Below are 15,671 nucleotides of genomic sequence, written 5' to 3' on the forward strand. Positions count from 1 at the left end.
CAGGGAGGGCTTTACCTCCCTGCCACGTAGAGCCAGTACCGCTATTCGTCGTCGCTCTCGAAGCCGAGACCCGGCAGGATTCCCGGCAGCAGCGGCGGGATCGTCACATCCGGCGGCTGCGGCACCGTCGAGGTGTTCCCGGACGGGGCCGGCGATGCGCCGGTCGCCGGGGGCTCGAACAGGCCGCCCGTGTTGCCGCCCAGCAGGCCCTCGTCCGCCGTGGTGGTCGAGCCCGACGGGTTGAGTTTGCCGCTGTCTCCCGGCGGGCTGTCGTCGCCGGGTGAGGCCGGTGACGTACGACCAGGGCCCGTGGTGCGTCCGGAGTCCTGCGTGGAGCCGGACGGCTGGGAGCCGCGACCCTTCTCCGGGGCACGGGGGAGCAGCGACTCCAGCGGGCCGACCTCCTGGTCTATGGCGTCGAAGGCGGAGTTCACCTCGTCGCCGACGTCGGTCAGCTGAGCGGGCAGCCTGTCGCGCAGACCGTTCCACGTGTCGCGGTGGGACCTGGCGAACGAATTGAGCGTAGCCATCGGGCCGAGCGAGCCGTCCCGTGCGTACTCCGCGTGCAGCAGGCGGTGGCCCTCGCTCACGTCGTGCCGCATGCCGTTGAGCGCGCGGCGGACCTCGCCCAGTGATTCGTGGTCCATGGCGCCCGCGCGGCCCCGCTCCATCAGGCGCCGGGCCTCGCTCAGTCGGGTGGACGCCTGGTCGAGGTAGAGCTCGCCGCGGTCGGAGTCGTCGTCCGCCAGGCCGAGCTTGAAATCTTCCATGCCACGCTTCAGCCCGTAGAGCGAGTCACCGGGCAGCGCGTCGGAACTGGCCGCGGCCACCCCGCTGAAGGCTCCCGCGGCGACTCCGACGGTCAAGCCGCCGGCCGCGAGGCCCTTCGACCAGCGGGAGCGTGGTCGCAATTTCCGGAGTGGGGAGGCGCGATGGGCGCCCCGGCCGGTCCGCTGCCCGGGCACCGCGGAGCCCTGGGACGCACCTGCCGAGGCGAACATCTCTTCCATGGCGGCCACGAGCTGTGCTCGCTGCACCACTTTGACCTCGGGATCCATCTCCGGTTTCGGCAGCTCGCCGAGACCGTTCGCCAGAGCCAACAGCCGTCCGGGCTCGGTCGGTTCGACCGATTCTTCGGGCTGTCCGGCCGCCTGATCTTCCAAGGCCTGGGCGAAGGCGCTCGCCCGCCGGTGCGCCGATACGTTCGCGATCACTGGCGGCACCTCCTCTCGTCATGACGATCGACTCCCCTGGGGGTCTGGAGGGTTGCACGCCTTGAGCACATCCACACGATCGAGTGAGTGGCTGTGGGCATGGCGTGACCACAGGGAGCCTGCATCCCGCACAACGAGCGTCGCGGCACTTGGGTTACGCGCGAAGGATGATCGGACCAGTGCGTCATCGAGGCGTCACCGATTGTGAGTTGGGTTCGGGTCAGCGGGCGTCGTCGGGAAGGAGCCGGGCAAGGGTGCGCACCGCGCGGTACTGGAGGGTCTTGATCGCACCCTCGTTCTTGCCCATGACCCTGGCCGTCTCGGCGACCGAGAGGCCCTGCAGGAAGCGCAGAGTGACGCACTCCTGCTGCTGGGGGTTGAGCTTGCGGACGGCTTCCAGCAGTGCGGCGTTCGAAAGGGACTCCAGGACGGAGTCCTCGGGGCTGCGCTCGACCTCGTTGGCGTCGAGCATTTCGCCGGTGGTGACCTCCAGCCGGAAGCGGCTGGACTTGAAGTGGTCGGCCACCAGGTTGCGGGCGATGGTGACCAGCCAGGCGCCGAAGTCCCGGCCCTGCCAGGTGAAGGTGGAGATACGGCGCAGGGCGCGCAGGAAGGTCTCGCTGGTGAGGTCCTCCGCCGTCGCCTTGCCGCCGACCCGGTAGTAGATATAGCGGTAGACGGTGTCGCTGTACTGGTCGTAGAGACGGCCGAAGGCGTCGGCCTCGCCCGCCTGGGCGCGCTCGACCAGCTCCATCATGCGTGCGCTGTCACTGTCGGCACTCGGACGGCGGGCGGTGGTCGAGGCGCCGGAGCTGCCCCGGCTGCCCCGTCTGCCAACCGCCGCGCGGCCGTCGGCCAGGGCGTAGCAGGGGGCGGCGGGGCCGCTTACGGCAAGGCGGGGCATGGCGAATGCGGGGACGGCGTACGCGGTGGGGACGAAGCCGCGCAAGTGGTCGAGGACCGCTGCGCGCAGCGTAGCCAGGCCCGAGGCGTCAACCCCGACGTGTGGGTACACGGGACTCCCAGAGGCAGAGCTTCCATCACGTGCAGTGCGGGACCGTTCACCCGTCGTGGGGACTGGTGGCGGTCCGTCATGCGTCTGAGGAGAATAACGCTTCGTACAGGCAGTGCTACACCCAGTTGCTCAAATCGCCGTTTCCGTCGCTTCCGTTACGTCTCGGCGACGTATCAAGTAGCAGATTGTGAACGCTTGTTGATCGAATTGCGTCGTGATGTGTCCGGTCGGGCGGTGGAATGCGCCCGCGCCGCGGCAACAGGACTGGCCGGGGGCGCGCCGGGGCAGGGCCCCCGGAATGGCGGGGTGCGCGCCGCCCGTGTCCGCCCGGAAACCGGGCAGATGTGCGTCAGCGGCGGCGGCGGTGCAGGGCGACCGCCGCGGCGGTTCCGCCCGCGATGGCGCCCACGCCGGCGGCGGCCGGAATGCCCACCTTGGCCGCCTTGCGGCCCGTCCGGTAGTCGCGCAGCCGCCACTCGCGGGCCCGCGCGTGCCTGCGGAGCTTGGTGTCCGGGTTGATGGCGTACGGATGTCCCACCAGCGACAGCATGGGGATGTCGTTGTGCGAGTCGCTGTACGCCGCGCAGCGGGTCAGGTCCAGGCCTTCGGCGTGGGCCAGCGCCCGTACGGCCTCTGCCTTGGCGGGTCCGTGCAGCGGTTCGCCGACCAGCCTGCCGGTGTACACGCCGTCGACGGACTCGGCGACGGTGCCGAGCGCGCCGGTCAGGCCGAGGCGCCGGGAGATGATCGTCGCGGTCTCCACGGGGGCCGCGGTCACCAGCCAGACCTTCTGGCCCGCGTCGAGGTGAGCCTGGGCGAGTGCGCGGGTGCCCGGCCAGATGCGGTCGGCCATGTACTCGTCGTAGATCTCCTCGCCGATCGACATCAGCTCGGAGACGCGGTGGCCCTTGACGATGGACAGGGCGGACTCGCGGACGTCCTGCATATGGTCCGGGTCCTCGACGCCGGCGAGGCGGAACCAGGTCTGCTGCCAGGCGAAACGGGCGAGTTCGCGGCGCTGGAAGAACTTCCGCTTGTACAGGCCGCGGCCGAAGTGGAAGATCGCGGCGCCCTGCATCACGGTGTTGTCGAGGTCGAAGAAGGCGGCTGCCCGGTCGTCCCCCGTGACGGGGAATTCCGGTTCGGCCGGGGCAGTGCCGTCCTTCGCTTCGAGCGCGTCGAGTGCCTCGAACTGCTGTGACGACTTGCGCGCTGCCTCGGCTGCTGCCTCGCCTGCGAGCACGCTCCGTGCTGTGGCGGAGCGCCTACGGGGGGTGAGCCATCCCAGTGCGGCCATGTCGTGAGCATAGCCAGTCTGTTCGGTACTTCCCGACACGCCGGGATGCCATGGCGTGAACACTCTGCGACCTGCCTGTTAAACGGGCGATTCGTCAGACGAGGCATGGGGGACGCATCGCGCGCGGACGGGCGGAGAATGGCTGCATGAGTCCTGTGTTGCGGCGTACGAAGAAGAAGGCCGGCGAGCGCGTGGTGACGCTGATCGGGAAGCCGGGGTGTCACCTGTGTGACGACGCGCGGTCGGTGATCGAGGAGGTGTGCACCGAGACGGGTGCGTCCTTCGAGGAGAAGGACATCACTCAGGACGAAGCGCTGCACCGTGCCTACTGGGAGCAGATTCCGGTCGTCCTGGTGGACGGGGAGCAGCACACCTTCTGGCGCGTGGATGCCGGACGGCTTCGCCGCGCGCTGGGGGCCTGACCGGAAGGTTCGTGACCACCGTGCACGTTTTGCTGGGTTTTTCCGGCGGGTCCGGCTCTATCCGGACGCGACACGGACAGGGCACAGTAGAGCGGTCTCGGGGGCGGCATCGTGAGGAGTGTGTACGGCTTTGCCCCCTTCGACTCTTCAACGGACCGATGCGGTTCACGGTTCCAGGATCGTGTGGCCGGATTGCGTGACCCCGGTCACTTTGCGCGGACAAAACGGACACCATCTTTGTGCACGCGTTCACAAAGACATAGCCTGCATTCGACGGGGCGGTCCTTGGACGTCTGGCCGCCTGCAGCCTCGCTCATCCCGCAGGAGCACCGTGGCAACTGGCCGAAATCACCGACCGGCGACCCGTAGCCGAGGAATCCCCGAGGCCACCGTCGCCCGTCTTCCGCTGTACCTCCGCGCACTGACCGCGCTGTCCGAGCGGTCCGTACCCACGGTCTCCTCCGAGGAACTCGCGGCCGCCGCCGGGGTCAACTCCGCGAAGCTGCGCAAGGACTTCTCCTACCTCGGCTCCTACGGGACGCGGGGCGTCGGCTACGACGTGGAGTACCTCGTCTACCAGATCTCCCGTGAGCTCGGCCTCACGCAGGACTGGCCGGTTGTCATCGTCGGCATCGGTAACCTCGGCGCCGCGCTCGCCAACTACGGCGGGTTCGCCTCCCGTGGCTTCCGGGTCGCCGCGCTCATCGACGCCGACCCCACCATGGCCGGAAAGCCCGTCGCCGGGATTCCGGTCCAGCACACCGACGAACTCGAGAAGATCATCAGCGACAACGGGGTGTCCATCGGCGTCATCTCGACGCCCGCCGGTGCCGCGCAGCAGGTGTGCGAGCGCCTGATCGCCGCCGGTGTCACCTCCATCCTCAACTTCGCCCCCACCGTCCTCTCCGTGCCCGACGGCGTCGATGTGCGCAAGGTCGACCTCTCGATCGAGCTGCAGATCCTCGCCTTCCACGAGCAGCGGAAGGCCGGCGAGGAGGCCGAGGCCGCGGCAGGCCGGAAGGGACCGGACGGGGACATGCCCGCCGTGATGCCGGCATGAGCCTTCTGGTCGTTGGACTGAGCCACCGCAGTGCGCCGGTGAGCGTGCTGGAGCGTGCCTCGCTGTCCGCGGACGCGCAGATCAAGCTGCTCCAGGACACGCTGGCCGCGGAGCCCGCCACCGAGGCGGCGGTGCTGGCCACCTGCAACCGCATCGAGCTGTACGCGGACGTGGACAAGTTCCACGCTGGCGTCGCCGAGCTGTCCACGCTGCTCGCGCAGCACAGCGGCGTCGGGCTCGAGGAGCTCACTCCTTATCTCTACGTGCACTATGAGGACCGGGCCGTCCACCATCTTTTCTCGGTGGCCTGCGGCCTGGACTCCATGGTCGTCGGCGAGGGCCAGATCCTCGGGCAGATCAAGGACGCCCTCGCGCTCGGGCAGGAGCTGCACACCGCGGGCCGCCTGATCAACGACCTCTTCCAGCAGGCGCTGCGCGTAGGCAAGCGCGCGCACAGCGAGACCGGGATCGACCGGGCCGGGCAGTCGCTCGTCACCTTCGGACTGGAGCAGCTCGCGGACGGCGCGGACGTCGAGGAGTGGGCCGCGGACAAGCGGGTGCTGGTGATCGGCGCCGGCTCGATGTCCTCGCTCGCCGCGACGACGCTCGCGCGCCTGCGTGTACGTGAACTGGTCATCGCCAACCGGACGCTGGACCGCGCGGAGCGACTGGCCGCGGCGCTGGGCGAGCCCGGCGGGGTGACGGCGCGCGCGGTCGCGATGGACGGCCTCGCCGATGAGCTGACACGTGCCGACGCCGTGGTGTCCTGCACCGGTGCGACGGGTCTTGTCCTGACGGCCGAGTCGATCGCGGCGGCCCTCGCGGTGGCGCCCTCCGCTCCGGACGCGGGTGCGGGCGACAGCCTGCGCGCGCCGGACGGCAGCCTGGTGGCGCGCCTTGCCGCGGTGGCGGCGCGGGACGGCCGCGTGGCCGACAAGTCGCTCGCGGGCACGTCGTTCGGCGACACGGGTGTGAGTAACACCGGTACGGACGCGGCGGTCTCCGTCGCGGGCCCGGCGCCTCAGACGCCGGCGGGGCTGGAATATTCAGCCCGTCCGGCGATTGAGGACATGCCCGAAGGGCGTGCCGACGGCGAGCTCGCCGATGCCTGCCCGGTGGGGCTGAACGACCGGCACGCCGACGAAGCTGCGCAGCACGCGGCCTGGGTCGACAATGCGGGACGGAGCATCCGCACCGCATCCGGCACCCGGACGACGCGGGCCAATGGCGACGTACGGATCGCGCTGCTTGATCTCGCCATGCCGCGGGACATCGACGGCGCCGTCCACCGCCTCGCCGGTGTGCGGCTCGTGGACATCGAGTCGCTCGCCGAGGCCTCCGCCGACGCCCCCATGGCCGCCGACGTGGACCAGGTGCGGCGCATCGTCTCCGACGAGGTCGCCGCCTTCGGCGCGGCCCAGCGCGCCGCGCACATCACCCCGACCGTCATCGCCCTGCGCACGATGGCCGCCGATGTGGTCGCCGGTGAGATGGCGCGCCTGGAGGGCCGGTTGACCGGTCTCGACGAGAAGCAGCGCGCCGAGATCAACCAGACCGTGCGCCGCGTCGTCGACAAGCTCCTGCACGCGCCCACCGTGCGGGTCAAGCAGCTGGCCAGCGAGCCCGGCGGCGCCGGGTACGCGGACGCGCTGCGGACACTCTTCGACCTCGACCCGGAGACGGTCGCATCCGTCAGCCGGGCCGACATGAATGACCCGAATCGAGGGCGAGTATGACCGAGAGGGCCTTGAGGCTCGGGACCAGGCGCAGCAAACTGGCCATGGCCCAGTCCGGGCAAGTGGCTCAGGCGGTGCGCCAGTTGACCGGCCGTGCCGTCGAGCTCGTCGAGATCACCACGTACGGAGACACCTCCCGTGAGAGTCTCGCGCAGATCGGCGGTACGGGGGTTTTCGTCACCGCCCTGCGGGACGCCCTGCTGCGGGGTGACGTCGACTTCGCCGTGCACTCCCTGAAGGACCTGCCCACCGCGCAGCCCGAGGACCTGACGCTGGCGGCCGTGCCGCCGCGCGAGGACCCGCGGGACGCGCTGGTGGCCCGCGACGGGCTGACCTTCGACCGGCTGGCTGCTCCTTCCCCGAGGGGGGCTGCCCGGATCGGCACCGGTTCGCCGCGCCGCATGGCGCAGCTCAACGCGTACGCCCGCGCGCACGGCCTGAGCATCGAGGCCGTGCCGATCCGCGGCAATGTCGACACCCGGATCGGATATGTACGGAGCGGAGAGCTGGACGCCGTGGTGCTTGCCGCGGCCGGGCTCAACCGCCTCGGCAGGACCGACGAGGTCACCGACTTCCTGTCGGTCGACTTCGTCCTGCCCGCCCCCGGCCAGGGGGCACTGGCGATCGAGTGTGCCGCGGTCAACGCGGACCTCGCCGCCGCGCTCGCCGAGCTCGACGACCCGCACACCCGGGTCGCCGTGACCGCCGAGCGTTCCCTGCTCGCCGCCCTGGAGGCCGGCTGCTCCGCACCTGTGGGTGCGCTGGCCGACCTGTTGGGCGACGGACAGGTTGTCACCGAAATGCGCCTGCGCGGCGTCGTCGGCACAACCGACGGTTCCACGCTGGTGCAGCTGTCCACCACCGGTCCCGTACCCACGTCGCACGGCGACGCCATCGCGCTCGGTCGCGAACTTGCGTCCGAGATGCTCGCCAAGGGTGCGGCCGGTCTTATGGGGGAGCGAGAACTTTGAGCCCCACCAGCCCCACCAACAACGCATCCTCGACGCTCTCGGCACACGGGCACGTCACTTTCCTCGGCGCCGGTCCCGGCGACCCCGGACTGCTGACACTGCGCGCCGTCGAAGCGCTCGCGGGAGCGGACGTACTGATCGCCGAACCGGATGTGCTCGACGTCGTACGCAGCCATGCGCGGGCGAATGTAAGCACGCCTGAACTGACGGCTGTTGACGACGCGTCAACAGCCGCCGGAATCCCCGTCCTCAGGGATGCGGCCAATCTTGTCATGGAGGCCGCGCGCCACGGCAAGCGGGTCGTCCGTGCGGTGACCGGCGATCCCGGCCTGGACACCGACGCAGGTCAGGAGATGCTCGCCTGCGCCGCGGAGGGGATTCCCTTCGAGGTCGTGCCCGGTGTCGCCACCGCGGTGGGTGTGCCCGCGTACGCCGGTGTGCCGCTGCGCGACGCGCAGGGTACGGACGTCCGCTTCGTCGACGCCCGCACCGCGAGCGAGCGTTGCTGGACCGAGGTCGGCGCGAGCGACGGCACGGTCGTCGTCTCCACGACACTGGAGACGGTCGCCGCGGCGGCGGGCGAGCTGGTGGCCGCGGGCCGCAAGCCCGACACCCCGCTGACCGTCACGGTCGCGGGTACGACGACGCGGCAGCGCACCTGGACCGCGACGCTCGGCACGATCGCTCAGACCCTGAAGCAGGCGAAGGTGCTGCCGTCGCCGGACGGCCACCAGTCCGTCATAGCCGTGGTCGGTGAGCGCAGTGCCGCTGCTCAGCGCGACCAGCTCGCGTGGTTCGAGTCCAAGCCGCTGTTCGGCTGGAAGGTGCTCGTGCCGCGGACCAAGGAGCAGGCGGCGTCGCTCTCCGACCAGCTTCGTTCGTACGGCGCGGTGCCGCACGAGGTTCCGACGATCGCCGTCGAACCGCCGCGCACGCCGCAGCAGATGGAACGCGCGGTCAAGGGCCTGGTGACGGGCCGCTACGAGTGGATCGCCTTCACCTCGGTGAACGCCGTCAAGGCGGTGCGGGAGAAGTTCGAGGAGTACGGGCTCGACGCGCGGGCCTTCGCGGGGATCAAGGTCGCGGCGGTGGGGGAGCAGACCGCGGCCTCACTGGTGGACTTCGGCGTGAAGCCGGACCTTGTACCGAGCGGTGAGCAGTCCGCGGCCGGTCTCCTGGAGGACTGGCCGCCGTACGACCCCGTCTTCGACCCGATCGACCGGGTCTTCCTGCCGCGGGCCGACATCGCGACCGAGACGCTGGTCGCGGGCCTGATCGAACTCGGCTGGGAGGTCGACGACGTCACGGCCTATCGGACGGTACGGGCGTCGCCGCCGCCGGCGGACACGCGCGAGGCGATCAAGGGCGGCGGCTTCGACGCCGTTCTCTTCACGTCGTCGTCGACGGTGCGGAATCTTGTCGGCATCGCCGGGAAGCCGCACAACGTGACCGTGATCGCGTGCATCGGTCCTGCGACTGCGAAGACCGCGGAGGAGCACGGGCTGCGGGTGGACGTGCTGTCCCCCGAGCCGTCGGTGCACAAGCTCGCGGAGGCGCTCGCGGAGTTCGGGGCGCGGCGGAGGATGGCGGCGCTGGAGGCGGGGGAGCATGTGACGCGGCCGAGCGAACGCCGTCCCGGGGGGCGGCGTCGGAGGACGACGTAGCCCTGTCGGGGTGCGGTGCGGGTTTCGCGGGGCGGGGCGGGGGGTTGTTCCCCCACCCCGCCCCTTCCCGTAACTGGGGCTCCGCCCCAGACCCCGTAACCGGGGGCTCCGCCCCCAAGCCCCCATACGCCCTTCGGGCGTGTCCTCAATCGCCGGACGGGCTGGATGTGCGGCCGAGCCGCACATTCCAGCCTCGCCGGCGATTGAGGCGCGGTCCCGGGCCGCGAAATTCAGCCCGTCCGGCGATTGAGGACATGCGGCCGAAGGTCGCATACGGGGTCCGGGGCGAAGCCCCGTCGGGGGTCTGGGGCGGAGCCCCAGTTACGGGAAGGGGCGGGGTGGGGAAACAAGCCCCGCGCAGCGGCACCGCCCCCGCCGACGGGCTGTCGGTACGTGACCCCCACCGACAGGCGTACCGTTCCCATATGACTGCGTACGGATCCTTTCCCGGCGCGCGGCCACGGCGGCTGCGCACCACCCCCGCCATGCGCCGCATGGTCGCCGAGACTCGTCTTCATCCCGCCGATCTGATCCTTCCCGCCTTCGTCCGGGAGGGCATCCACGAGCCCGTGCCGATCAGCGCCATGCCCGGCGTCGTGCAGCACACCCGCGACACCCTGCGGAAGGCCGCCGTCGAGGCGCTGGAGGCGGGCGTCGCCGGGATCATGCTGTTCGGGGTGCCGGAGGACGCGAAGAAGGACGCTGCGGGGACCGCGGGGACGGACCCGGACGGGATTCTGCAGGTCGCGATCCGGGACGTGAAGGCCGAGGTCGGGGACGAGCTCGTCATCATGTCGGACCTGTGTCTGGACGAGTACACCGATCACGGCCACTGCGGCGTCCTGGACGCCGACGGCCGCGTCGACAACGACGCCACCCTTGAGCGGTACGCCGAGATGGCCCAGGTGCAGGCCGACGCGGGCGTTCATGTCGTCGGCACCAGCGGCATGATGGACGGCCAGGTCGGCGTCACTCGCGACGCGCTGGACCAGACCGGCCACGAGGATGTCGCGATCCTCGCGTACACGGTGAAGTACTCGTCGGCCTTCTACGGACCCTTCCGCGAGGCCGTCGGCTCCTCCCTCAAGGGCGACCGCAAGACGTACCAGCAGGACCCCGCCAATCTCCGGGAGTCCCTGCGGGAGTTGGCGCTGGACCTCGAAGAGGGCGCCGACATGGTCATGGTCAAGCCCGCGGGTCCCTACCTCGACGTGCTGGCGAAGGTCGCAGAGTCCGTCGACGTGCCGGTCGCCGCGTACCAGATCAGCGGTGAGTACGCGATGATCGAGGCCGCGGCCGAGAAGGGCTGGATCGACCGGGACAAGGCGATCCTGGAGGCCCTGACCGGAATCCGGCGGGCCGGTGCGAGCATGATCCTCACCTACTGGGCGACCGAGGTCGCGCAGGGGATCGGCGCAGGTCGCTGACGTAAGACGCACACGCGGGCGTGAACCGAAAGTGTCGGCTGACGCCCGCGTGACCAACGCGCCTGCGCCTACGGCGCGTCGAGCACCGTGCCGGTCAGGACCGGGCCCTGCGGCTTGTCCTCGTCGTCGAGGGGCTGGATGCCCACGTACTCCGTCGGTTCGGCCACCTTGTCGCGGACCGTGGGCACGGGCACCTCCGCGCTCGTCTTCCCGGCCGGTACGGACACCCACAGGTAGGCGTAGTTCAGCTGGGAGAGCGGCACTTCAGGGTCCGGGACCTCGCCGAGCAGATCAGTCAGCCACTGCCGGTCGACGTCCGCGGTGGACAGCTCGCGGCGGCCCGGGACGGGGACGAACCGCATCCTCTTGTCGACCTCCACGTCGGCGGGCGCGGACAGGGAGACCTGCCACTTCAGGGGCTGCCCCTCGGTCACCTTGCCGGCGACCGGCTTCACGGTGATCTTGGGCTTCGGGTCGTCGTTCTCGGCGAGGACCCCGCCCGCGTGCGAGCCGACGACGGTCCCGCGGACCGCCTTCACGATCACGTCGTGGGACACGTCCCAGGCGAACCGCTTGTTGCCCTTCACCTGCACCGTCACGTCGATGCCGTGGCCGGGCCGCACCGTCACCAGCCGGTCCTTCGCCTTGCCGGTGGCCGGGTCGAGGACGTACAGCCGGACCGTGCCGCTGCCCTTCCCGGACGCGCGGACGGGCACCCGGTAGGTGCGGACGCCCGAGTCGCCCTCCTTGACCTTCAGGCGGCCGAGGTCGACTCGGGTCAGTGGGGCCTCCTGCACGGCGGGGGTGCCGGGGCTCCACGCCCAGGCGTCCATCAGCCACGCCTGCCCGGAGCGGGTGCGCGGGGTCAGCTCAAGGGAGGCGATCCGGCGCAGGTCGAGACCGGAGCGGGTGGCGGCGGTGAGCGGTACGCGCACCTCGCGTGCCCAGTAGGAGGAGGTGCGGTCGCTGCCGGGCAGGCCGTCCACCCGTACGCGGCCGAGGTTCGCCCGCTTGCCGGAGGCGTCGGTGACGGACACGTCGAGCTGTGTGCCGGTGGAGTTCGGCGGCACGAAGACGCGCAGCGCGAGGCTCTTGGCGTCCTTGACGGAGAGCGGCTTTGCGGGGCGCACCGTCACCGCCGAGCCCGGCGCGGTCCAGCGCAGCGCCACCGCGGAACGGCCCCTCTCGCGCTCCGGCTGCCAGTGCGCGAAGTGCGGCGAGTTGCCGCCCGCCTCCGTGTTCAGGCAGGCGACGCGCGGGTCGGGATCGATCGCGGAGCACAGCCGTCCGCCGGTCACCTTCACGGAGTCGTCCGGGAGGAACCCGGCGCCGCGGTTCGCGCCGACCGCGTGAGTCAGCACCCGCGCGGGGTCGGCGGAGGGGGCCCGGCGGCCCGAGCCGTCGAGAAGCTCGCGCACCCGGTCGTCACCGGCGACGAACAGCCTGGCCGCGGCGGCGATGTAGGTGGCGCCCGCCCGGTGCTGCTGGTCGGCGGTCAGCCGGGTCGCGGTGCCTGGGGAGCACACCGGGTCCGGCCGCTCGGGGTCGTGGCCGAAGTCGTCGTCGGCGGGTGCCTGGGCCTGGCCCGGCGTCCACTCGCTGTTGAAGTAGTTGTGGTTGGCGCCGACCATGTAGACCGCGCTGTGCAGGGCCTTGCCCCGGCTGACCCCGCGGGTGCCGTCGGCGTACACCTGGCCCTGGAGGTCGGATACGTCGCCGTCGCAGCCCGGCAGGATCGTCAGCGACGGCACGTCCGGCACGGGGTTGTGGCCGAAGATCGTCGGCCCGATGAGCACGGTCCCGCGGATGTTCCAGCGCACCTTTCCCCGGTAGCCGTCCTGGGCGGGCGGGGGCGGGTACAGGCTGTCCATGGCGGCCCGGTTGACGCCCTCGCCGCCGCGCGAGTGCCCGACGAGAAGGACGCGGGACAGGTCGGCCTTCGGCGCCTTGCGTACGGCCGCGGGTGCCGCGGCGGGCTTGGCGGCCCAATCGGCCCAGCGGGCCAGGTGGCTGCGCACCAGGGAGGAGCGCGCCTGCGCGCCGCCGTCCTCGACGTTCCCGTCCTGGCCGTTGACGCCGTTGGCGGAGATCGACACGGTCACATAGCCCTGGGAGGCCAGCAGTTCCTGGTCGCGCAGATAGCCCCGGTGGCTCGGGATCGGCTTGGCGCCCTTCGCGCACGGCCAGTCGATGTTCGGCTCCTCGCTGCCCGGGACGTAGCACGTGGCATGCCTGCCGTGCAGGAACAGTGCGACCGGACGCTTGCCCGTGGCTCCCTTCGGCGCGACGACGACGCCGCGCATCTCGACAGGCGCCGGGAAGCCGGGAAGGCGGACCGGGGCGAGCGCGTACTCGCCGGTGACCGTGCGGTACGAGCCGGGCTTGCCCGGGTCGACGGAGCCGGCCGGAAGCTCGCCAGGCGGTTTCGCGGCGGACGGGGAGCGCCCGTCACGGGCGTCTGCCTTCTGGTCCAGCCGTCGGCCGGCCGCCAGCACCTGAAGGTCCGCCAGATCCGCTGTGCGTGCGTCGTCGAGGGGCAGCCGGAAGGTCCGGCCGTCCTCCTCCGCGTCGGGCACGCCGACCAGCTTGCCATCGGCGTGGAACTCCACGCGCGCGTCGCCCGCCGGCACCGGGCGCGGGGAGCGCCACTCCAAGGTCTGCTCCCCGTCGGTGTTCGTGATCCGCCAGCCGGGCGGCAGGCCATCCTCGTCGTTCGCCGCCGTGACGGGTCTGACATCAGGTGGCTGCGGCTGGGCGTAAGCCACGGCCGGCGACACCCCCGCCACCGTGAGCACCGCTATCGCGGTGGCCCATGCTCTCCGGGCACGTATCAACGTCTCTCTCCTCAACCCCCCGACCGGAGCGCCCGGTTGGGCCCGGGTGCCTCTCGATTCCGGAGGACGGGGAGAAGATCCTGTGGGTTGCCTGGGGGCGCGTGAACAGGGAGTGGCGACAGTGACTGTGGCGCGAAATGGGACTCACATGGCTGACCGCGGGCCGGGGGAACAGCTCCCGGCCCGCGGTCCGTTGTGGGGGTGGGTCAGCAGTACAGGTTGGATCCGGTGGGCACACCGAGGATCTGCGTGAACTGCGTGTAGCTGTTCACCCGGCTCTGGACCTGCGCCGGGTTCCTGCCGTCGCATTCCAGCGAACCGTTGATCGAGCGGATGGTCTGGCCGAAGCCCGCCTGGTTGACCATCGCGTTGTGCGGGGTCATCGTGCCCGGGCCGTTCTGGGTGTTCCAGTACCAGAGGCCGGTCTTCCAGGCCACGGCCGCGTCGTTCTGCACGAGCCAGGGGTTGCCCAGCAGATCGATGCCGAGCGCGTCGCCCGCCGCCTTGTAGTTGAAGTTCCAGCTGAGCTGGATCGGCCCGCGGCCGTAGTACGCCGCCTGGCCGGCGGGGCAGCCGTAGGGCTGGCTCCAGTCGCAGTAGTGCGGGTAGTTGGCCTGGTTCTGCTCCACGATGTGGACCAGACCGCCCGTTTCGTGGTTCACATTCGCCAGGAAGGCCGCGGCCTCCTGCTTCTTGACCGTGTCGCTGCCCGTGTTCGCGAAGCCCGGGTACGCGCTCAGCGCGGCCTTCAGCCCGCTGTACGTGTAGAACGAATTCCGGTTCGGGAACATCTGGTTGAACTGCGCCTCGCTCACGACGAAGCCCGACGGGGACGGGTCTCCGCCGCCGCTGCAGCTGTACGGGTCCCAGTACCAGGTGCTGATCGTCGGGTCGTAGCCCGGGTTGTCGTGCTCGGCTATGTAGTACTTGCCGTCCGTGTATCTGACAACGTTGCCAGTGCCGTACCAGGTACCGGCCGACCAGTTCGGCGCGGAGGTGCAGGCGTCCGTGGTGGCGGCGGTGGCGGCGGGCATGAAGACCGCCGCCAGGCCGCTTCCTACGAGGATGGCGATCAGCAACGCCATGATGCGGTGTCGTCTCAGCACGCGATCACTCCTTAGCACGCAACGGCCGTGCCGTGGTGGGGGGTTGTGCAACTTACTCAAGCGCGCTTGACGTGATCGAGTCAAGGTATAGACCAATGCGAATCTTGGTCAGTCGAAAACCGCTCCTGGGGTCAGTCCCACCAGAACGTCCAGTGCTGCTTCCCCAGCACGCCCTCCGCCGCGTACTCGCGGATCGTGTCGTACCCCTGCCGGACGGTGTCCGGGCAGAACGCGTGATGCTCGGCCGCGACTGCCAGAGCCTCCGGCATCGTGCGCGGCGGGGCCGCGACGGAGACGTCCAGGCGGTCGAAGTGCAGCGCGACGACGCGCAGTCCGAAGCGGTCCTCCCATGAACGCAGGACGGTGGAGAGCAGGCCGCTGTCCGCGTGATTGCAGGCGCCGGTCCAGCCCAGCGCGGTGAGGATGTCCGCGCCGCGGCGTACGGGAATCAGCCCTGCCCTCGCCCCGGGCAGCCGGCCGGCATCCAGCAGCTCGGCGGCGACACGGGCGGCCGTGGCGTCCGCGTCGGCCGCCGGCTCGCCCGCCGGGGCGAGGCCCGGCCACTCGGCCGTGAACGGGGCGATGGTGTCGGCGTCCTCGTCGTCCTCGTTCTCCTCCATGTCGTAGTCCCACAGGGACGCGAGGACTTCTTCCGGGTCGTGGTCGTCCGGATGCGACATGTGGTCGAGATCCAGGTCCCGGTCCCAGGTGAGGGAGCGGTCCTCGTCGTTCACGAGCAGCACCGGGTGCATGCCGGACGCCTCCCGGGCGGGGAGCAGGCGCGCCCAAGTGTTCGGCTGTGCGGGCTCGTTCGCGTACCAGAGGGACGGCTGGACACGCATGGCACCGGGCGGCAGATCCAGGCCCAGTGCGTTCGGGTTGATCACCATGCAGGCGACTTTAGGGGTCGCCACTGACAATTGGA

Annotated in this window: 12 protein-coding genes; 6 read left to right on the forward strand and 6 right to left on the reverse strand. The window is 70.7% G+C overall.

The window, feature by feature from the left end; genetic code table 11:
* Positions 1 to 41: 41 nt before the first annotated feature.
* From OG741_RS22895 to OG741_RS22905, 3 genes are all read right to left on the reverse strand, one after another.
* Positions 42 to 1,214 (reverse strand): DUF5667 domain-containing protein, encoded by a 1,173-nt coding sequence (locus OG741_RS22895; RefSeq protein ID WP_405600707.1) that lies wholly within the window; start codon positions 1,212 to 1,214, stop codon positions 42 to 44.
* A gap of 220 nt (positions 1,215 to 1,434) precedes the next feature.
* A complete protein-coding gene (locus tag OG741_RS22900) occupies positions 1,435 to 2,229 on the reverse strand; it encodes an ECF subfamily RNA polymerase sigma factor, BldN family (RefSeq protein ID WP_405600709.1) in 795 nt (264 codons plus the stop codon).
* 349 nt (positions 2,230 to 2,578) lie between these two features.
* Entirely contained in the window at positions 2,579 to 3,526 is a 948-nt protein-coding gene (locus OG741_RS22905; protein WP_405600711.1) for an HAD family hydrolase, read from the reverse strand.
* Positions 3,527 to 3,672: 146 nt separating this feature from the next.
* Between OG741_RS22905 and OG741_RS22910 the strand changes: the two genes are divergently transcribed.
* The 6 genes from OG741_RS22910 to hemB all read left to right on the forward strand — a co-directional run bounded on the left by OG741_RS22910 (position 3,673) and on the right by hemB (position 10,806).
* Positions 3,673 to 3,948: a glutaredoxin family protein gene (locus tag OG741_RS22910; RefSeq protein WP_324979395.1), complete on the forward strand. Its 276-nt coding sequence runs from the start codon at positions 3,673 to 3,675 to the stop codon at positions 3,946 to 3,948.
* A gap of 331 nt (positions 3,949 to 4,279) precedes the next feature.
* On the forward strand, positions 4,280 to 5,008 hold the full coding sequence (locus tag OG741_RS22915; RefSeq protein WP_142214354.1) for a redox-sensing transcriptional repressor Rex: 729 nt from the start codon (positions 4,280 to 4,282) through the stop codon (positions 5,006 to 5,008).
* The gene (locus OG741_RS22920) at positions 5,005 to 6,744 is read left to right on the forward strand and encodes a glutamyl-tRNA reductase (protein ID WP_405600712.1); all 1,740 of its coding nucleotides are present in this window, start codon (positions 5,005 to 5,007) and stop codon (positions 6,742 to 6,744) included. Before OG741_RS22915 ends, OG741_RS22920 begins: the two co-directional genes overlap by 4 nt.
* Complete coding sequence (hemC, locus tag OG741_RS22925; RefSeq protein ID WP_405600715.1) at positions 6,741 to 7,715, forward strand: hydroxymethylbilane synthase; 975 nt, start codon at positions 6,741 to 6,743, stop codon at positions 7,713 to 7,715. The genes OG741_RS22920 and hemC overlap by 4 nt, the downstream gene beginning before the upstream one ends.
* The gene (locus tag OG741_RS22930; protein ID WP_405600718.1) at positions 7,712 to 9,379 is read left to right on the forward strand and encodes a uroporphyrinogen-III synthase; all 1,668 of its coding nucleotides are present in this window, start codon (positions 7,712 to 7,714) and stop codon (positions 9,377 to 9,379) included. Before hemC ends, OG741_RS22930 begins: the two co-directional genes overlap by 4 nt.
* 425 nt (positions 9,380 to 9,804) lie before the next feature.
* Positions 9,805 to 10,806, forward strand: coding sequence for a porphobilinogen synthase (gene hemB, locus OG741_RS22935; RefSeq protein WP_405600721.1), 1,002 nt, complete (start codon positions 9,805 to 9,807; stop codon positions 10,804 to 10,806).
* A gap of 68 nt (positions 10,807 to 10,874) precedes the next feature.
* Here the strand turns inward: hemB and OG741_RS22940 are convergent, their stop codons facing one another.
* The 3 genes from OG741_RS22940 to OG741_RS22950 all read right to left on the reverse strand — a co-directional run bounded on the left by OG741_RS22940 (position 10,875) and on the right by OG741_RS22950 (position 15,636).
* Positions 10,875 to 13,640: an alpha/beta hydrolase family protein gene (locus tag OG741_RS22940; RefSeq protein ID WP_405600723.1), complete on the reverse strand. Its 2,766-nt coding sequence runs from the start codon at positions 13,638 to 13,640 to the stop codon at positions 10,875 to 10,877.
* A gap of 206 nt (positions 13,641 to 13,846) precedes the next feature.
* Positions 13,847 to 14,743 (reverse strand): glycoside hydrolase family 19 protein, encoded by an 897-nt coding sequence (locus OG741_RS22945; protein WP_405605720.1) that lies wholly within the window; start codon positions 14,741 to 14,743, stop codon positions 13,847 to 13,849.
* Positions 14,744 to 14,877: 134 nt separating this feature from the next.
* Positions 14,878 to 15,636: a DUF4253 domain-containing protein gene (locus OG741_RS22950; protein WP_405600725.1), complete on the reverse strand. Its 759-nt coding sequence runs from the start codon at positions 15,634 to 15,636 to the stop codon at positions 14,878 to 14,880.
* Positions 15,637 to 15,671 lie beyond the last annotated feature (35 nt).

Origin of the sequence: Streptomyces sp. NBC_01410 (genome assembly GCF_045040195.1) — a bacterium.
GTDB lineage: Bacteria > Actinomycetota > Actinomycetes > Streptomycetales > Streptomycetaceae > Streptomyces.

Bases quoted from the DNA above. Each gene is read 5' to 3' on its own strand.
- OG741_RS22920 (WP_405600712.1), top strand. From the start codon at position 5,005: ATGAGCCTTCTGGTCGTTGGACTGAGCCACCGCAGTGCGCCGGTGAGC.
- hemC (WP_405600715.1), top strand. From the start codon at position 6,741: ATGACCGAGAGGGCCTTGAGGCTCGGGACCAGGCGCAGCAAACTGGCC.
- hemB (WP_405600721.1), top strand. From the start codon at position 9,805: ATGACTGCGTACGGATCCTTTCCCGGCGCGCGGCCACGGCGGCTGCGC.
- OG741_RS22950 (WP_405600725.1), bottom strand. From the start codon at position 15,636: ATGGTGATCAACCCGAACGCACTGGGCCTGGATCTGCCGCCCGGTGCC.
- OG741_RS22910 (WP_324979395.1), top strand. From the start codon at position 3,673: ATGAGTCCTGTGTTGCGGCGTACGAAGAAGAAGGCCGGCGAGCGCGTG.
- OG741_RS22905 (WP_405600711.1), bottom strand. From the start codon at position 3,526: ATGGCCGCACTGGGATGGCTCACCCCCCGTAGGCGCTCCGCCACAGCA.